This window comes from Erwinia sp. (assembly GCF_049696395.1).
In the GTDB taxonomy this organism is placed as follows: Bacteria; Pseudomonadota; Gammaproteobacteria; order Enterobacterales; family Enterobacteriaceae; genus Erwinia.
The window spans coordinates 1-16,278 of the sequence record NZ_JBAVTT010000092.1 but is presented as its reverse complement, the minus strand read 5'-3'; the positions used below and the strand labels follow the sequence as shown (position 1 = coordinate 16,278).

Here is a 16,278-nt window from a genome sequence, read left to right as displayed (position 1 = left end):
CTTCCTGCGCGAGCAGGTGCAGAAATGTGCTGGCAGATTTCATTGCTGTTGCAGGAAAGTTAGGGCCAGGCTTAAGTTTAAAGAAGTGGTGTCGTGGCGAGGAATTAGTGTGCGCTACACTGCGCGCGGGTGCTCAGGATCTTTTTATCCTTAAGTATCGGGATAGAAAGAGAAAAGCCCCACTTGAAGTGACTCAAAGTGAGGCTGCTCTTACATTCACACAATGTAAAGGTAGCCTTGTACCTGCTGAAAAGCAACGGAGAATGGAGGCCAAAGATGGCACAAAAACGAGTCGCCCTCTGCTTAATTGTGGTCTGCATAACAGTTGTCGCTGTCATCTGGATGATCCTTAAGTCAAACTAACTGCTTATTTATCAGCCATTTTTATACTTTTTTTACACCCCGCCCCTGCATTTTTACATCAACTTTGCACCCCGCTCGCAACAATAGAGGCCTTCGAAAGCGCCTCTGGAGGTGTGTTGTGAGCATGGCCTTAATTGCCGGCATTGTGCTGGTGTTCCTGTTGTTGGGCTATCTGGTGTATGCCCTGATAAATGCGGAGGCGTTCTGATGGCCGCCAGCGCATTTTTACTGATCGCCAGCTATCTGGTGCTGTTGATGATCCTTGCCCGTCCATTAGGCTGCGGTCTCGCTCGCCTGATTGATGACCGTGCGTTACCAGGACTTGCCGGGTTTGAACGCCTCCTCTGGCGTGCCAGCGGCGTAGAGTCTGAGCCGATGAGCTGGCGCAGCTATTTGCTGGCTATTCTGCTGTTCAACGTGGGCGGGATGATCCTGCTGATGGTGATACTGATGACTCAGGCCAGTTTGCCGCTGAATCCGCAGCAGTTGCCGAACCTGAGCTGGCACCTGGCACTGAACACCGCCGTCAGCTTTGTGACCAACACCAACTGGCAGGCTTATGCCGGGGAAAGCACGCTCAGCTACTTCAGCCAGATGGTCGGCCTGACCGTGCAGAACTTCCTTTCTGCAGCAACCGGGATTGCGGTGGCCTTTGCCCTGATCCGTGGCTTCGCTAACCGCTCACTTGGCACGCTGGGCAACGCCTGGCGGGATATGACCCGCATCACGCTGTATGTCCTGCTACCCCTTTCCCTGCCGATCGCGCTGTTCTTTGTCAGCCAGGGCACGCTGCAAAACGTCCATAGCTATCTGGAATTCACCACGCTGGAAGGGGTGAAACAGACGCTGCCGATGGGGCCTGTTGCCTCGCAGGAAGCGATCAAAATGCTGGGAACCAACGGCGGGGGCTTCTTTAACGTTAACTCCGCGCATCCGTTTGAAAACCCGACCGCATTGACCAACTTTGTGCAAATGCTGGCGATCTTTCTGATCCCTGCGGCGCTGTGCTTCGCCTTCGGTGACGTGGTGAAAGACCGTCGTCAGGGCCATGCATTGTTGTGGGCAATGTCGCTGATGTTCCTGGCGGCTGTGGTGGTGGTGATGTGGGCCGAACTGAAAGGGAACCCGCACTTCCTCAGTCTGGGCGCTGACAGTGCCATCAATATGGAAGGTAAAGAGACGCGCTTTGGCATTCTCAACTCCAGCCTGTTTGCGGTGATCACTACGGCTGCTTCCTGTGGCGCGGTCAACGCTATGCACGACTCTTTCACGGCACTGGGTGGCATGGTGCCAATGTGGCTGATGCAGATTGGTGAAGTGGTGTTTGGCGGCGTCGGCGCGGGGCTGTACGGCATGCTGTTGTTTGTCCTGCTGGCGGTATTTATCGCCGGGCTGATGATCGGTCGCACACCGGAATACCTCGGCAAAAAAATCGACGTCTGGGAAATGAAAATGACCGCGCTGGCGATCCTGATCACTCCCACGCTGGTGCTGCTCGGCACTGCGCTGGCGATGATGACCGACGCCGGACGCAGCGCGATGGCTAACCCTGGCATTCATGGGTTTAGCGAAGTGCTGTATGCCGTGTCGTCTGCTTCTAATAACAACGGCAGTGCCTTTGCAGGCCTGAGCGTGAATACCCCGTTCTGGAATCTGCTGCTGGCGTTCTGCATGGTGGTCGGCCGCTTCGGCATCATCATTCCGGTGATGGCGATTGCTGGCTCGCTGGCGATGAAAAAAGTGCAGCCGGTTGGCAACGGCACGCTGCCCACGCATGGGGTGCTGTTCATTGCCTTGCTGATTGGCACGGTATTGCTGGTTGGTGCACTGACGTTCATCCCTGCTCTGGCTCTGGGGCCAGTTGCGGAACACCTCGTAATGTTCGGTCATTAATCGCCGGAGAGAAGAATCATGAGTCGTAATCAACAGGCGCTGTTTGACGGTGCGCTGATCAGGGTTGCCCTGGGCGATGCCCTGAAAAAAATGAGTCCCCGCGTGCAGTTTCGCAACCCGGTGATGTTTGTTGTGTGGCTGGGCAGCGTGTTAACCACTTTGCTGGCCCTGGCGATGTTGGCAGGTAAAACGCCGGGCAGCGCTGGTTTCACTGCGGCCATTTCGCTGTGGCTGTGGTTTACCGTGCTGTTTGCTAATTTTGCTGAGGCGCTGGCAGAAGGGCGCAGTAAAGCTCAGGCTAACAGCCTGAAAGGCATCCAGAAGACCAGCTATGCGAAGAAAATGGCGGCGGCAAAATACGGTTCATCCCATCAGCAGGTTGCGGCAGATTCACTGCGCAAAGGTGATGTGGTGCTGGTAGAAGCCGGTGACATTATTCCCTGCGATGGCGAAGTGCTGGAAGGAGGGGCTTCTGTCGATGAGAGCGCTATTACAGGCGAGTCCGCACCGGTGATTCGTGAATCGGGTGGCGACTTTGCTTCGGTGACCGGCGGCACACGCATCCTGTCGGACTGGCTGGTGATCCAGTGCAGCGTTAACCCAGGTGAAACCTTCCTGGACCGGATGATCGCTATGGTGGAAGGCGCCACAAGACGTAAAACGCCAAACGAAATTGCCCTGACTATCCTGCTGGTGGCGCTGACTATCGTCTTCCTGCTGGCTACCGCCACGCTCTATCCGTTTACGGTCTGGGGCGGTCATCCGGTCAGCCTTACCGTTCTGGTGGCGCTGCTGGTCTGCCTGATCCCGACAACGATTGGTGGTTTGCTGTCAGCCATCGGCGTTGCAGGCATGAGCAGGATGCTGGCCGCGAACGTGATTGCGACCAGTGGCCGTGCAGTAGAAGCCGCTGGTGACGTCGATGTGTTGATGCTCGATAAAACCGGCACCATCACGCTGGGTAACCGCCAGGCGACACAATTTATGCCTGCACCGGGTGTGACTGAGGAGCAGTTGGCAGACGCCGCACAGCTGGCTTCACTGGCGGATGAGACGCCGGAAGGGCGCAGCATCGTGGTGCTGGCTAAGCAGAAATTTAACCTGCGTGAACGCGATCTCACCAGTATGGGCGCAACATTTATTCCCTTCTCAGCCCAGACGCGAATGAGCGGGGTGAACGTGCAGGATCGAATGGTACGAAAAGGCGCAGTTGATGCCGTTCGTCGCCATATCGACAGCAATGGCGGCCAGTTCCCGTCAGAAGTCAACAAACTGGTAGAGGATGTTGCGCGCAGTGGCGGCACACCGTTAGTGGTGTGTGACGGGGCAAAAGTGATGGGCGTGGTGGCGCTGAAAGACATTGTGAAAGGCGGCATTAAAGAACGTTTTGCCGAGCTTCGCAAAATGGGTATCAAAACCATCATGATCACCGGTGACAACCCGCTGACCGCCGCCGCGATTGCCGCCGAAGCTGGCGTGGATGATTTCCTGTCAGAAGCCACCCCGGAAGCCAAACTGGCGCTCATTCGTCAGTATCAGGCCGAAGGTCGGCTGGTGGCGATGACCGGTGATGGCACCAACGATGCGCCGGCGCTGGCCCAGGCTGACGTAGCGGTGGCAATGAACTCCGGGACTCAGGCCGCTAAAGAAGCGGGCAATATGGTGGATTTGGATTCTAATCCCACCAAATTGCTGGAAGTGGTGCATATCGGCAAGCAGATGCTGATGACCCGTGGATCGCTCACCACCTTCAGTATCGCCAATGACGTAGCGAAGTATTTCGCCATTATCCCGGCGGCCTTTGCGGTGACTTATCCGCAGTTGAATGCGCTGAACGTCATGCATCTGCACTCACCGGATTCGGCCATCTTGTCGGCGGTGATTTTCAACGCGCTGGTGATTGTGTTCCTGATCCCGCTGGCGTTGCGCGGCGTGAGTTACCGCCCGTTAAGTGCCGCTGCGCTACTACGTCGTAATCTGTGGATCTATGGTTTTGGTGGCTTGCTGGTGCCGTTTGCCGGGATCAAGCTGATCGATATATTACTGACCCTGACCGGTTGGTTCTAAGGAGCAAGTCTCATGAGTCAATTACGTCCTGCGGTGATTTTACTGCTGTTACTTACGTTAATCACCGGGCTGATTTATCCTTTACTCACCACCACGCTGGCCCAGTGGTGGTTCCCTTCCCAGGCGAACGGGTCTTTGTTAGATAATGCGGGGAAAAAGCAGGGATCCGCGTTGATTGGGCAGAACTTCACGCAGCCGACCTATTTCTGGGGTCGCCCTTCAGCCACCGGTAATGCGCCTTACAATCCGCTGGCTTCGTCGGGCAGTAACCTGGCTGGCAGCAATCCGGCCCTGGATGAAGCGGTGAAACAGCGTGTGGAAGCCTTACGCAAAGCGAATCCGCAGGCCAGCGCGGCAGTGCCGGTGGATTTGGTCACCGCCTCAGGCAGTGGTTTAGATCCACAGATTTCACCGGAAGCCGCATTCTGGCAAGCACCGCGCGTGGCGGCTGCTCGGCATCTGCCGGTGGAAGAGGTAAAAAGGCTGATTGATGACAATACGCATACGCCGTTCCCTGGTTTCATTGGCGAACCCGGCGTGAACGTGGTGACGCTGAACCTGGCGCTGGATGCACTGAAATAACTGACTTAATCACTTCAACAGGGAGCGTCCATGAACGATGAACTGCAACGACCGGACCCGGACTCCCTGCTGCTCCAGGCCACCGAGAGCGGCCGGGGCAAGCTGAAAATCTACTTTGGTGCCTGCGCTGGCGTCGGGAAAACCTGGGCAATGCTGCAGGAAGCCAGGCGCCTCAGGGCGCAGGGGCTGGAGGTTCTGGTCGGTGTGGTGGAAACCCATGGTCGTGAGGAAACGGCGGCACTGCTGGAAGGACTGACCGTCCTGCCAAGACGGGCAACCGGGCAAAACCGGCATCCGGAATTCGATCTGGATGCGGCACTGGCTCGTCATCCGGCGGTGATCCTGATGGATGAGCTGGCGCACACCAATGCGCCAGGCTCCAGGCATCCCAAACGCTGGCAGGATATTGAAGAGTTGCTGGATGCCGGAATGGACGTGATGACTACCGTAAACGTTCAGCATCTGGAGAGCCTGAATGATGTGGTCGGCGGCGTGACCGGCATTCGCGTGCGGGAAACCGTACCGGATCCCTTTTTTGATGCGGCTGATGAAGTAGTGTTGGTCGATTTGCCTGCCGACGATCTGCGTCAACGGCTGAAAGAGGGCAAAGTGTACATTGGCGATCGCGCTGAACGCGCCATCGAGAATTTCTTCCGCAAGGGCAATCTTTTCGCCTTACGAGAGCTGGCGCTTCGGCGCACAGCCGATCGCGTTGACGAGCAGATGCGCGCCTGGCGAGACACTCAGGGACGGGAGAAAGTCTGGCACACCCGGGATGCTATTCTGCTGTGTATTGGCGATAACACCGGCAGTGAAAAACTGGTGCGTACCGCTGCCCGCCTGGCTGCCCGGCTCGACAGCGTCTGGCACGCCGTCTATGTTGAAACCCCAAGGCTGCATAAACTGTCCGAAGCCAGACGTCGGGGAATTTTGCGTACGCTCCAGTTAGCGCAGGATTTGGGCGCTGAAACCGCCACGCTTTCGGATCCTGACGAAGCGAACGCCGTCTTACGCTATGCGCGTGAAAATAACCTTGGCAAGATCATCATGGGTCGCCGTCCTGCCCGCCGCTGGCGACGCGACAGTTTTGCCGAACGGCTGGGCAAGCTTGGCCCGGATCTGGATATGGTGATTGTCGCGCTGGATGAACCCGTTTCGGCACCGGCCAGCGGATTGTCAGACAGCAGACCTGGCGGCGATAAATGGCGTAATCCGTTGCGCGGCTGCCTGGCTGCCCTGGTGTTGTGTTCGCTGGTAACACTGGCCGGACGCTGGTTCTTGCCCGGCGTCGACTCTGCTAACCTGGTCATGGTTTATCTGTTGTCGGTCGTTGTTGTGGCGCTGCGCTATGGTCGCTGGCCCTCCGTCGTTGCGACCGTGCTGAATATCGTTGCTTTTGACCTGGTCTTTGTGATGCCAACCGGCACCATTGCGGTGTCTGATGTGCAGTATCTGGTGACCTTTGGGGTGATGCTGGCGGTGGGCGTGATAGTCGGGAATCTGACCGCTGGGGTTCGCTATCAGGCCCGCGTTGCCCGTTATCGTGAACAGCGAGCACGGCATCTGTACGAAATGGCAAAGACATTGAGCCGCGCGCTCAGCCAGCAGGATATTGCGCAGGCCCTGCCGCATAGTCTGGACACCACGTTGCAGGCACGCAGCGAACTGCTGTTGCCTGATGAGCAGGGTGAACTGGTCACCGTGGGTGAAACACGCCTGAATAACGTGCCGGATAAAGCGATAGCACGCTGGAGTTTTGATAAAGGCCAGCCTGCCGGAGCGGGAACCGACACGCTGCCAGGCGTACCCTGGCAGATCCTGCCGCTGAAAAGCGGAAATGAAACCCTGGGGTTATTGGTGCTGGAACCGCTGAATCTGCGGCAGCTGATGATCCCGGAACAGCAAAGGCTGGTGGAAACCTTCACGGTACTGATTGCTAACGCGCTGGAGCGTATTGCACTCAGCCAGCGCGAAGCCGTTTCCCGGCTGGCCGCTGAACGCGAGCAGCTGCGCAATGCGCTGCTTTCAGCGCTCTCGCACGATCTGCGAACGCCGCTGACGGTGCTGTTCGGACAGTCCGAAATCCTGACGCTGGATCTGGCAACTGAAGGCTCAAAACATGCCATTCAGGCCAGTGCCATGCGCGAGCAGACGCTTAATACCATCCGGCTGGTGAATAACTTGCTGGACATGGCCCGTCTGCAATCGGGCGGATTTAGTTTGCGGGCCGAATGGATGGCGCTGGAGGAGTTAATCGGCAGCACGCTGAAAATGATGGCTCCCTCGTTGGGGGATCGGAAAATTGCGCTGGCATTGCCGGAAGAGATGCTGTTGATCCACGTTGACGGGCCGCTGATGGAAAGGGTGCTGACCAATCTGCTGGAAAACGCGCTGAAATATGCCGGCCCTCAGGCTCACATTGGCATTCGCGCCGGATTAAAGGCTCAGTGGCTGGAAATTGAGGTCTGGGATACCGGACCGGGTATTCCTGGCGGGCAGGAAAAACAGATTTTTGAGAAGTTTTCGCGCGGCAATAAAGAGTCGGCGGTGCCTGGCGTGGGGCTGGGGCTGGCAATTTGTCAGGCAATTGTGAGCATTCATGAAGGGAGGATCAGGGCGGAGAACCGCGCTGAAGGCGGAGCGAGCTTTATAATCACCTTGCCGGTAAAAGAGCCGCCGGTACTCGAAGAGTATCAGTGAGCAGGCACAAAAAAAGCCGCCCGTAGGCAGCTTCTTCTGGCACATCCTTATGCACCATTCCTTATTTGTACAGTTCAGCGGTCATATACACGCCGTTATCTGCACGGGCACTGGTGATTTTGTAAGAATCAGCGCCTGATGCTTTAGCCTGTGCAGCGATATGCGCTTCTGCGCTATCCAGAGTTGAACCGTGTGCTGAAATGCTCTGGGCAGCGAAGCTACCGAAAGAAACCAGTGACAGGGCGGCAATAGCGGCAACAGACAGAGTTTTGATGGTTTTCATGGTTAAAATCCTTCTTTATGGTTTGCAGGTGAAGGCTGTGTGCCTTCGATAGGTGTAATAATAACCCTTGTAATTATTAGCGGATTAACAATAAATGCGATCTTGATCACACTTTCGCTGCTGATATAGCAGGGGGATGGAAAGGGGTGACAGTAATCTTATGATTACTAACAAATAAAAAAGCTCCCGCAGGAGCTTTCGTCTTGGTTCTGGTCTGAAGCTGCCAGTGTCTGAGGAGTTACGCCAGACAGTGATCGATAAATTCGGCAGCGGAGCGGGCGCCCTGTGCAGAAATAGTGTGGCCAATAGAGGGATCAAATTGGGTGCTGACGGTGACGCCTGATTTACGAAGCGCCTCGGCGGCTATTTCTGTTTCCGCATAAGGGATCACACTGTCAGCCATGCCGTGGATCATCATCACCGGTGTGTCTGCAGCCGCATGATAAGGCGTGGGTGAGGCCAGGCGTCCAGAGAATGAGACCAGCCCGGCAACAGGCCAGCGGCCAGAGACAATCGCATCCAGCCCCATAATGGAGCCCTGAGAAAAACCTACCAGCACCACTTTATCCAGGTGCTCTTCCATCCCATGTTCGGCAATGATCGCCTTCAGCTGCTGATCAAACGCATCGCGCGCGGCTTCTACACGTTGTGGGCGATTACCCGGCGTCACGCCTGTCAGGCTGAACCATTGGTAACCAGGGCCATGTTCAAAACGGAAGGGGGCATTAGGGCTTGAGAAGATAACCCCCGGCAAATCATCAGACCAATGGGTGCCAAGACCGGCCAAATCCTCTCCGTTGCTGCCTACGCCATGCAGTAAAATTACCAGTCCTTTTGCCATCTTAGCCTCATTTTCTGGGTGATAATCGGGATGGTGTTAGTGCTTTGACCACAAGGCTACACCGATTTTGTGTGGATTATTACCCCGGAAAAATCGTAAAAATGCTTTCCATGTTGGCAACAGTAAAACGGGACGATCGCCGGCTCTCTAACTGAGGCGGCTGCCGCTCTGCAAATCAAATAAATGGATTTTGTCGCTGTTAATCGTCAGCTCAATGCTTTGTTCCGGTTGAGCATCAACCCGGCCAGCAAACTGCACATGTAACGAGAAGCCCTGCCAGTCAACATGAAGCAGGCTCGATTCGCCAGTGACTTCAATCAGTTTGACGGTGGCTGCAGGCTGATCTGCAGCGGATGAAAGTAAGAAATCCTGCGCGCGCACCCCAACCAGCACCGGTTTATTGCCCTGACGGGCTGCGGCTTCGTGCCAGTGCTGAGGGAGAGTGAACCTTAAACCGTTGCACACAACTCCCGGCACACCTTGCTGGCTGTCCACTGTGCCTTCAAGCAGATTCATTGGCGGAGAGCCAATAAAGCGGGCCACGAAGGTATTGACCGGATAGTCGTAAATCTCCAGGGGTTTACCTTGCTGCACGATAACGCCCTCACGCATCACCACAATCTGGTCGGCCAGCGTCATCGCTTCAACCTGATCGTGGGTGACATAAACCATGGTGGTTTTAAATCGCTGATGCAGCGCTTTAATTTCCGCCCTCAGCTCCATTCGCAGCTGGGCATCCAGGTTTGAGAGCGGCTCATCAAACAGGAAAACCTGCGGGTTGCGTACCATTGCGCGGCCCATCGCCACGCGCTGGCGCTGGCCGCCAGAAAGCGCTCGGGGAAAGCGGTTCAACAGTTTGCTGATGCCAAGGATCTCCGCCACACGGGCGATTTTGCTCTCCTGCTCTTCGCGTTTTACCCGCTTCACCTTCATATGGAAGCCAAGGTTTTCCGCCACCGTCAAATGGGGATACAGCGCGTAGCTCTGAAAAACCATGGCAATGTCGCGATCCGCCGGATCCAGATCGTTAATTTGTTTTTGATCTAACAGGATCGCGCCTTCAGACAGCGTATCCAGCCCCGCCAGCAATCTGAGTAGCGTAGATTTTCCGCAGCCCGAAGGGCCAACCAGCACGGTAAAACTCCCGTCCGGTATGGTTAAATCCAGCGGACTGAGCACCGTTTGTTTCCCGTAGCGCTTGGCCACTTTAACCAGTTCAACACGAGCCATAATTCAGCGATCTCTCCAAAAAGGGCAATGGCTTAGCCTTTACTGCCGCCAGTGGCCAGCCCGCTTACCAGGCTTTTTTGCAGCCAGAGGGCAATAAACAGCGGGGGAACGGAGGCCAGAATGCCCACGGCGGCAATCAGCCCGTCATCGGTTGCCCGGCCTGCGGTAAAGCCAGCAATGGTGACTGGCAGCGTTTGGGCACTGATATTGCTGGTAAACAGCAAGGCGTAAAAGAATTCATCCCAGGCGAGCAGCCAGCCAAACAGGGCTGAAGCGCCAAGCACCGGTTTCGCCAGCGGCAGCGTGATCCGTAACAGCACTTGCCAGAACCGCAGTCCATCCAGGCGTGCCGCTTGTTCAATGTCCCTTGGCAGGGCATCAAACTGGTTTTTCAGCATCCAGGTGAGGAATGGCAGGATCAGCGAGCAGTAAACCAGCACCAGGCCCAGATGGGTATTCAGCAGGCTGAGCTGTTGCAGCACGAAATAGAGCGGCAGCACAAACGCCACAGGGGGCACCATATATATAGCCAGGCTACCGAACAGCCAACCTTCACGCCCCGGATAGCGGGAAAAGCTGAACGCCGCCGGGATTGCTAACAGCAGCGAAATCACCGTAGCGCAGGTGGCGACCAGAATACTGTTGCCCAACGCATGGAGGAACAACGCACCAGGCTGGCCCGGCTCTAACGACACCAGAGACGCGTAGCGGCTGAAATCCCATTTGCGCGGTAACCACTCCAGAGGAATGCGGGCCAGATCGTTATTCGAGCTGACGCTCATCAGAAACAGCCACAGCATCGGACCAAGGATGCTGGCGGCCACCAGCAGCGCGGCCAAATAACGAAGAACCAGCCGGAGTTTACGCTTCATTGACCAGGCTCCTGCGGCGCTGGCGATAGAGCATCGCCATATAGAGGGCAATCAGGATGCTACACATCAGGGTCATCAGAATGGCATAAGCCGCCCCGCTGCCTGCACGGAGATAGCTGAAAGATTCCTGATAGACGAAGAAGCTGAGTGTTTTGGTGCTGTCGACCGGGCCACCGCGCGTCATCACGTAGATAATGTCGAAGATTTTAAAGGCATCAATGGTGCGCAGAACCAGCGCCACGCTGAGCGGGCCAACAATTGCCGGGAAGGTGATCGCGCGGAAGCGGCGAAAAGCAGAGGCACCATCAAGGCGGGCGGCTTCAAACAGATCTTCCGGGATTGACTGCATGGCTGCCAGCGTCAGGAGGGTGACTAACGGGTAGTTTTTCCAGACGTCGGCCAGCATAACCGCATTCAGAGCCGAATCCGGCGATCCCAGCCAGCTGCGATAGCCGTCAATGATCCCCAGCTGCGTCAACAGCGCGTTGATGCTGCCGTAATCCGGATTAAAATTCAGTCGCCACATCATGGCGTTAACAATGGTCGGCAGCGCCCAGGGTAAAATAACCAGCACGCGCAGGACGCTGCGGCCATAAAACTGTTGATTTAACAGCAAGGCGACCAGCACCCCGATAATGCCTTCCAGCGCTACCGAGACTACGGTGAAATAGAGCGTACGCAGGATAGAAGAGAGAAAGTCGGGATCGGTCAGCGCATAGAGATAGTTCTCAATGCCAACGTAGTTCACTTCGCCGCCGGTGCCAATCAGCGCGGCGTCGGTAAAGCTGAGCCAGACAGTACGCAGCAGGGGCCAGGCAGTTAACAGCCCCATCACGATCAGCATGGGTGCCAGAAGCACCCATGCCTGACGCTGCTCACGTTGTGACAAACTGAGCATCGCTATTCCTTAATGCAGACGCTGGGCGCTTTTGGTCACCGCCGCCATGCCGGCTTCCGCGGTTTCCTGTCCCTGCAACACTTGCTGAAGCTGTTGCTGCAGAGTGTTAGAGAGGCGGGAATAATCGGCGGTAATCGGGCGCATCAGCATGACGTCCAGCGCAGGTTTGGCCGCGGCAATCAGCGGTTCCTGACCTTTCTGCACCGCCGGATCGTCATAGGAAGACTTCCAGATTGGCAGGCTCAGGCGGGCATAGTTGTTCTGTACCGGCTGAGACGTCAGATAGCGGATGTAGTCCCAGGATTGATCCGGGTGGCTGCTGGTCTGGGTAACGCCCAGGCCCATTGAGCCGTTCATCGCCGCAACGGCACCTGGTTTTTCTGACGGTGCAGGAACAATCCCTACATCACCAGCCACTTTGCTCTGCTTAGGATCGTTGGCCATGTTGTACATGTAGGTCCAGTTCAGGGCAAATGCCGCATCGCCGTTGGAAAATACCTTACGGACATCTTCTTCCAGATACTCACGGGAGTTCGGGTTGGTGACCCCTTTATCCAGCGACGTTTTCATATACTCGACGGCTTTAACCGATCCGGCATCGCTGAAATTCAGCTTGCCTTCTTTATAGAACTGCCCGCCAAAGGCTGAGACCAGCGTGGTGTAATCACACACCAGCGCTTCGGCCTGTGACCAGCTCCAGACCAGCGGATATTTGACGATGCCTTTCTCTTTCAGGAGTTGCGATTGCTCCATAACCTGTGCCCAGGTTTTTGGTGGCTCTTTAATTCCGGCTTTCGCCAGCATCGCTTTATTGTAATAGAGGTATTTGGTGTCGAGGATCCACGGCATTCCCCACTGTTTGTTATTCCAGCTGACCGTGCTCCAGGCGCCATCAAAAACCTTGGCCTTTTCGTCTGGGGTAATTTTACTGGTGACATCTTTCAGCATATTGAATTTGCTGAATTCAGCCGGCCACATATCGTCAAATAACACCACGTCATAGCCGTTGCTGCCCGCGCCGCGAGCGGCGACGATTTTATCGTGCAGCGCTTCGTAAGGGACAAATTCAAGATTAACGCTGACGTCTGGATGGGCTTTTTCATACTCACTGGTCATCGCCCGCACATCGCTTTCGCTGTAGGCGGCCTGAGACATAAATAAGGCATTAATTTGGGTTTTTGCAGAGGCCATCCCGGAGGCACTTAATGCCAGCAGGGTGAGCACATAACCGGTCAAACGGGGGGTGAATCGACTCGTCATACAAACTCTCCAGTTACAGTAAATGAAAAGCGATTGGTCAATATATTTTAAGATCGGTAAAACGCCTGGCACCCTTGTAAATTAAAGGGGCCAGGCGATAATTACGAGCACTTTCTTTTTTTATTTCTTACAGTTGGCGGGATTCCCCTGATGCTGGCTGAGTCGCCGTTCCTGACACGCCCGCCGCGTGTCGAGAGATGATTATATTATTTACTTTACGTCTGCTACTGTCGGCTGGCCCTGAGTGTTGGCAATATTGCCGCTCCCAACGCGCCAGCCGCATCGCCAAGAGAAGAGTGAGTAATAAGGTTATTCACAGCATATCCGTCTGCGCGGATCAGTGCTGAATCCAGACCTGACTGATAAAGAGGGAGCAGAGCGGCCGCGCTGCCGCTTAATACGGTAATATCCGGGCCATAAAGTGTCAGCAGGGTATTTAATCCTCGTCCAACGGTATGACCATATTTGTAAAGGATGTCGGCTACTTTTGGTTTCGCCGCTTTCATTTCTGTTAATACCGCTGGCGTGTTGGCATTCCAGTCTACATCAGGAAGCTCGACTTCCAGCGCTTGCTGTAGTGCGCTGCGTGAGGCGAGCATTTCCCAACATCCCTGCAAGCCGCAGTAACACATCACCGGCTCGGAAGAGACGGGGATATGACCGGCTTCCGGGTGCTTGCCGTCAAAGCTGCGCATCGGTTCGCCATTATCCAGCAGCGCTACGCCAATCCCGGTGCCTAATGTCACCATCAGCATGCGCTTGCTGCCCCGGCCTGCGCCTAAATGGTATTCCCCAAGTGCTGCCACGACGGCATCGTTATCGATAGCCACCGGGACTGCCAGTAATTCGCGTAATTGCGCGACCAACGGGTAGTAAGAAAAGCAGGCCAGCGTATCGTTGTTCTCAATAATTTCGGTCTGGTTGTTCACCGGGCCGCTGGCACCGATGCCTAAACTTCCCAGCGAATAGCCGGTAGGTAACAGGCGGCAAATCTTGTCGACCAACGCCTTGGCCCGCAGCGTCTGTGGCAGCGTGGCGAACCAGGCCGTAGCCACGGTTTCTGACACCACTTCCTGGTCACCGTCCAGCAACACAATGCGTGTTCCGGTGCCACCCATGTCGATACCTGCGCGGAGAGGAAGTGTGTAAGTTGTCATATTTTTTCCGTTATCTTTTTGCCGTAGAGGAATTCACCAGGCACCATACCATTGCCGCGGGCAAGCGTAACGGTAAGATGCTGAACCCAGAGCATAGCGCAGAGTAAACGGGTTAACGTGGAGTTTGCAGGCGTCTCCCAACGCTGACTGTTGGCATAGGCCACTGGCCCAACGGTGACCACTTCAGTCCCGTTCTTCTGCAAATCCGTGGCCAGCGTTTGCAACGTGACATCGTTACCTTCGCCAAACAACAGAGCCAGCATGCCTTCCCCCGAGGTTTCCATCGGGCCATGTCGGAACTCGCCGCCAATAAAACCTTCTGCACTGACTTTTGATGCTTCTTTGGTAATCAACGCCCCGGTTAAGGCTGTAGCGGCGTCGGCTCCCGTTCCTACCAGCGCCACACGAGGTTTAGCATGGCGGAATAAACGGTCGGTCAACTTCTGTACCGGATCGCGTTGTGCAATGATCTCGGCCACTTTCGGCAGCACGGCGTGGACTTCTTCCAGCAACGGCAGCTCATCCTGATCTGTCAGGGCGTAAAGCGTCCGATAACTGGCCACTAGCGTATTCAGGTAGCTTTTGGCACTGACAGTGGCTTCATCGCCACTTTTCAGTTCAACAAGGATATCCGCCTTTTTTGCCAACAGGCTGGTTACATCATTGGTGACGCCAATCAGCGTTTTTGGTTTCGGCACGGACTCCAGCACCGCCACCACTTCGCCACTCATTCCGGATTGTGACGTTATCCATAATAAGGTCCCTGGTGTGACCATTTTTGGCATATCAAGTAAGCGACCTGCATCCATTCTCCAGACCGGTAAGCCTTTGGCGATCAGCTCTCTTTCGATCGGGATCAGGGCATAATCTGAGGATCCCATCCCGGCCAGCACGATGCGATCGTACTGATTTAGATCCAGTGAATTCAGCGTGCCCGGCAGGGCATAGTTGAGCTGGTCGCTAAGCGCGCTGACCTGCTGCTCTAACTCTTTTTCGTAGTCGCTGAGGCACTGTTCCGGCATGAGTCTTTTTCTCTTAAAGGTAAATATTCCTGATGTGTTTAACAATATATGCACGAATTCGTGCAGTCAAGTGTGCAATGTGTGCAATTTGATCATTTTTACTGCGAAATAAGCCCGCCCAAGGTGACAACCTGCACGTTATACGCCAGTATATGCATGATAACGTGCAATTACAGACTAAGGGAGTAACGGATGACAGCGGCACAGCGCAGAGCGCAAATAGTAGAAATGATTGCTGAACGGGGCTATCTGAATGCTGGAGAACTTTCAGACATCTTTGGCGTGGACAGTTCAACGATCCGCCGCGATCTCTCTTTGCTGGAGAAAACCGGCAAGGTGATGCGCACCCACGGCGGTCTGTTGCCGGTTGAAGCGGAAAGCAATAATGATACGCCGTTCAATGAGCGACTGACGATGAATGCTGCGGCCAAAACGGCCATTGCTCGCTACGCTGCCAGCCTGGTGAAAGACGGACAATCATTGATTCTGGATAACGGCTCCACGGTTTATGCGCTGGCCCTGGCGCTAAAGGATAAAAAGAACCTGACGGTAGTGACCAACGACATTTACACCGCTATGGCACTGGGAAATCATCCGGGCATTACGGTGCACGTTGCCGGAGGTTTGATGCTGGACCAGGTTTATACCTTAGTGGGGCAGGAAACGGTCGACAAGATCAACAGCATCCACGTGGACTGGGCGTTTCTTGGCTCGGAAGGCGTTCATTTCGACAGTGGCATCACCAATATCAACACCGTAGAAATTCCGGTGAAGCAGGCGATGATCAAATCTGCAGAGAAAACGGTGGTGCTGGTCGACAGCTCCAAAATCGGTTATCGCGCATTAGCTCATGTCTGCCCGTTGAACGATATCAGCCAGATCGTCACCGAAAATTCCCCCACGCTGAAACAGCGCGCTAAGTATGGTTCGCGGCTGATTGTGGTAGAGCCCCAGGCCTAAAAGGCATTTACTGACGCAGAGGCTGATGAAAATGCACTAAAATCAGTTCTTTTAGCCGGGAAAGTGAGCCTTTAATGCTGTATCGCCGCTTTGAGAAACTGATCGATATTTTCCAGGATGCGCCAGGCGCAACGCCGCCAAACAGCGTCT

General features: G+C 55.2%; 14 protein-coding genes. 6 read left to right on the top strand and 8 right to left on the bottom strand.

Features of this window, described 5'->3' with window-relative positions:
- The first annotated feature begins 487 nt into the window (after positions 1-487).
- From kdpF to kdpD, 5 genes are read left to right on the top strand one after another with little or no spacing between them, the layout of a single operon-like run.
- Positions 488-571 carry a K(+)-transporting ATPase subunit F gene (gene kdpF, locus WCC56_RS11355; protein ID WP_071994970.1) on the top strand — a complete coding sequence of 28 codons (84 nt, stop codon included), beginning with the start codon at positions 488-490 and terminating at the stop codon, positions 569-571.
- Complete coding sequence (gene kdpA, locus WCC56_RS11350; protein WP_424692473.1) at positions 571-2,256, top strand: potassium-transporting ATPase subunit KdpA; 1,686 nt, start codon at positions 571-573, stop codon at positions 2,254-2,256. Before kdpF ends, kdpA begins: the two co-directional genes overlap by 1 nt.
- An 18-nt stretch (positions 2,257-2,274) precedes the next feature.
- On the top strand, positions 2,275-4,323 hold the full coding sequence (kdpB, locus tag WCC56_RS11345; protein ID WP_424692472.1) for a potassium-transporting ATPase subunit KdpB: 2,049 nt from the start codon (positions 2,275-2,277) through the stop codon (positions 4,321-4,323).
- Between the two features lie 12 nt (positions 4,324-4,335).
- Positions 4,336-4,905, top strand: a complete 570-nt coding sequence (gene kdpC, locus WCC56_RS11340; protein ID WP_424692471.1) for a potassium-transporting ATPase subunit KdpC — start codon at positions 4,336-4,338, stop codon at positions 4,903-4,905.
- Positions 4,906-4,935: 30 nt separating this feature from the next.
- Positions 4,936-7,605, top strand: coding sequence for a two-component system sensor histidine kinase KdpD (kdpD, locus tag WCC56_RS11335; protein ID WP_424692470.1), 2,670 nt, complete (start codon positions 4,936-4,938; stop codon positions 7,603-7,605).
- Positions 7,606-7,666: 61 nt separating this feature from the next.
- Here kdpD and WCC56_RS11330 read toward each other — a convergent pair whose 3' ends face one another.
- From WCC56_RS11330 to WCC56_RS11295, 8 genes are all read right to left on the bottom strand, one after another.
- Positions 7,667-7,888 (bottom strand): YdgH/BhsA/McbA-like domain containing protein, encoded by a 222-nt coding sequence (locus tag WCC56_RS11330; RefSeq protein WP_424692469.1) that lies wholly within the window; start codon positions 7,886-7,888, stop codon positions 7,667-7,669.
- Positions 7,889-8,126: 238 nt separating this feature from the next.
- Entirely contained in the window at positions 8,127-8,729 is a 603-nt protein-coding gene (locus tag WCC56_RS11325) for an alpha/beta hydrolase (protein ID WP_424692468.1), read from the bottom strand.
- Between the two features lie 147 nt (positions 8,730-8,876).
- Positions 8,877-9,959, bottom strand: coding sequence for an ABC transporter ATP-binding protein (locus tag WCC56_RS11320; protein WP_424692467.1), 1,083 nt, complete (start codon positions 9,957-9,959; stop codon positions 8,877-8,879).
- A gap of 32 nt (positions 9,960-9,991) precedes the next feature.
- Entirely contained in the window at positions 9,992-10,831 is an 840-nt protein-coding gene (locus tag WCC56_RS11315) for a carbohydrate ABC transporter permease (RefSeq protein ID WP_424692466.1), read from the bottom strand.
- Entirely contained in the window at positions 10,821-11,729 is a 909-nt protein-coding gene (locus tag WCC56_RS11310; protein WP_424692465.1) for a carbohydrate ABC transporter permease, read from the bottom strand. The genes WCC56_RS11315 and WCC56_RS11310 overlap by 11 nt, the downstream gene beginning before the upstream one ends.
- Positions 11,730-11,738: 9 nt before the next feature.
- Complete coding sequence (locus tag WCC56_RS11305) at positions 11,739-12,989, bottom strand: extracellular solute-binding protein (protein ID WP_424692464.1); 1,251 nt, start codon at positions 12,987-12,989, stop codon at positions 11,739-11,741.
- Positions 12,990-13,213: 224 nt separating this feature from the next.
- Entirely contained in the window at positions 13,214-14,146 is a 933-nt protein-coding gene (locus WCC56_RS11300) for an ROK family protein (RefSeq protein WP_424692463.1), read from the bottom strand.
- Positions 14,143-15,168, bottom strand: a complete 1,026-nt coding sequence (locus WCC56_RS11295) for an SIS domain-containing protein (RefSeq protein WP_424692462.1) — start codon at positions 15,166-15,168, stop codon at positions 14,143-14,145. Before WCC56_RS11295 ends, WCC56_RS11300 begins: the two co-directional genes overlap by 4 nt.
- A gap of 192 nt (positions 15,169-15,360) precedes the next feature.
- Between WCC56_RS11295 and WCC56_RS11290 the strand changes: the two genes are divergently transcribed.
- On the top strand, positions 15,361-16,128 hold the full coding sequence (locus WCC56_RS11290; RefSeq protein WP_424692461.1) for a DeoR/GlpR family DNA-binding transcription regulator: 768 nt from the start codon (positions 15,361-15,363) through the stop codon (positions 16,126-16,128).
- Positions 16,129-16,278 lie beyond the last annotated feature (150 nt).

Excerpts from the sequence above, each read along its gene's own strand:
- WCC56_RS11320 (WP_424692467.1), bottom strand. The coding sequence starts at position 9,959 with ATGGCTCGTGTTGAACTGGTTAAAGTGGCCAAGCGCTACGGGAAACAA.
- WCC56_RS11330 (WP_424692469.1), bottom strand. The coding sequence starts at position 7,888 with ATGAAAACCATCAAAACTCTGTCTGTTGCCGCTATTGCCGCCCTGTCA.
- kdpA (WP_424692473.1), top strand. The coding sequence starts at position 571 with ATGGCCGCCAGCGCATTTTTACTGATCGCCAGCTATCTGGTGCTGTTG.
- WCC56_RS11300 (WP_424692463.1), bottom strand. The coding sequence starts at position 14,146 with ATGACAACTTACACACTTCCTCTCCGCGCAGGTATCGACATGGGTGGC.
- kdpB (WP_424692472.1), top strand. The coding sequence starts at position 2,275 with ATGAGTCGTAATCAACAGGCGCTGTTTGACGGTGCGCTGATCAGGGTT.
- WCC56_RS11290 (WP_424692461.1), top strand. The coding sequence starts at position 15,361 with ATGACAGCGGCACAGCGCAGAGCGCAAATAGTAGAAATGATTGCTGAA.
- WCC56_RS11325 (WP_424692468.1), bottom strand. The coding sequence starts at position 8,729 with ATGGCAAAAGGACTGGTAATTTTACTGCATGGCGTAGGCAGCAACGGA.
- WCC56_RS11305 (WP_424692464.1), bottom strand. The coding sequence starts at position 12,989 with ATGACGAGTCGATTCACCCCCCGTTTGACCGGTTATGTGCTCACCCTG.
- WCC56_RS11310 (WP_424692465.1), bottom strand. The coding sequence starts at position 11,729 with ATGCTCAGTTTGTCACAACGTGAGCAGCGTCAGGCATGGGTGCTTCTG.
- WCC56_RS11295 (WP_424692462.1), bottom strand. The coding sequence starts at position 15,168 with ATGCCGGAACAGTGCCTCAGCGACTACGAAAAAGAGTTAGAGCAGCAG.
- kdpC (WP_424692471.1), top strand. The coding sequence starts at position 4,336 with ATGAGTCAATTACGTCCTGCGGTGATTTTACTGCTGTTACTTACGTTA.
- kdpD (WP_424692470.1), top strand. The coding sequence starts at position 4,936 with ATGAACGATGAACTGCAACGACCGGACCCGGACTCCCTGCTGCTCCAG.
- WCC56_RS11315 (WP_424692466.1), bottom strand. The coding sequence starts at position 10,831 with ATGAAGCGTAAACTCCGGCTGGTTCTTCGTTATTTGGCCGCGCTGCTG.
- kdpF (WP_071994970.1), top strand. The coding sequence starts at position 488 with ATGGCCTTAATTGCCGGCATTGTGCTGGTGTTCCTGTTGTTGGGCTAT.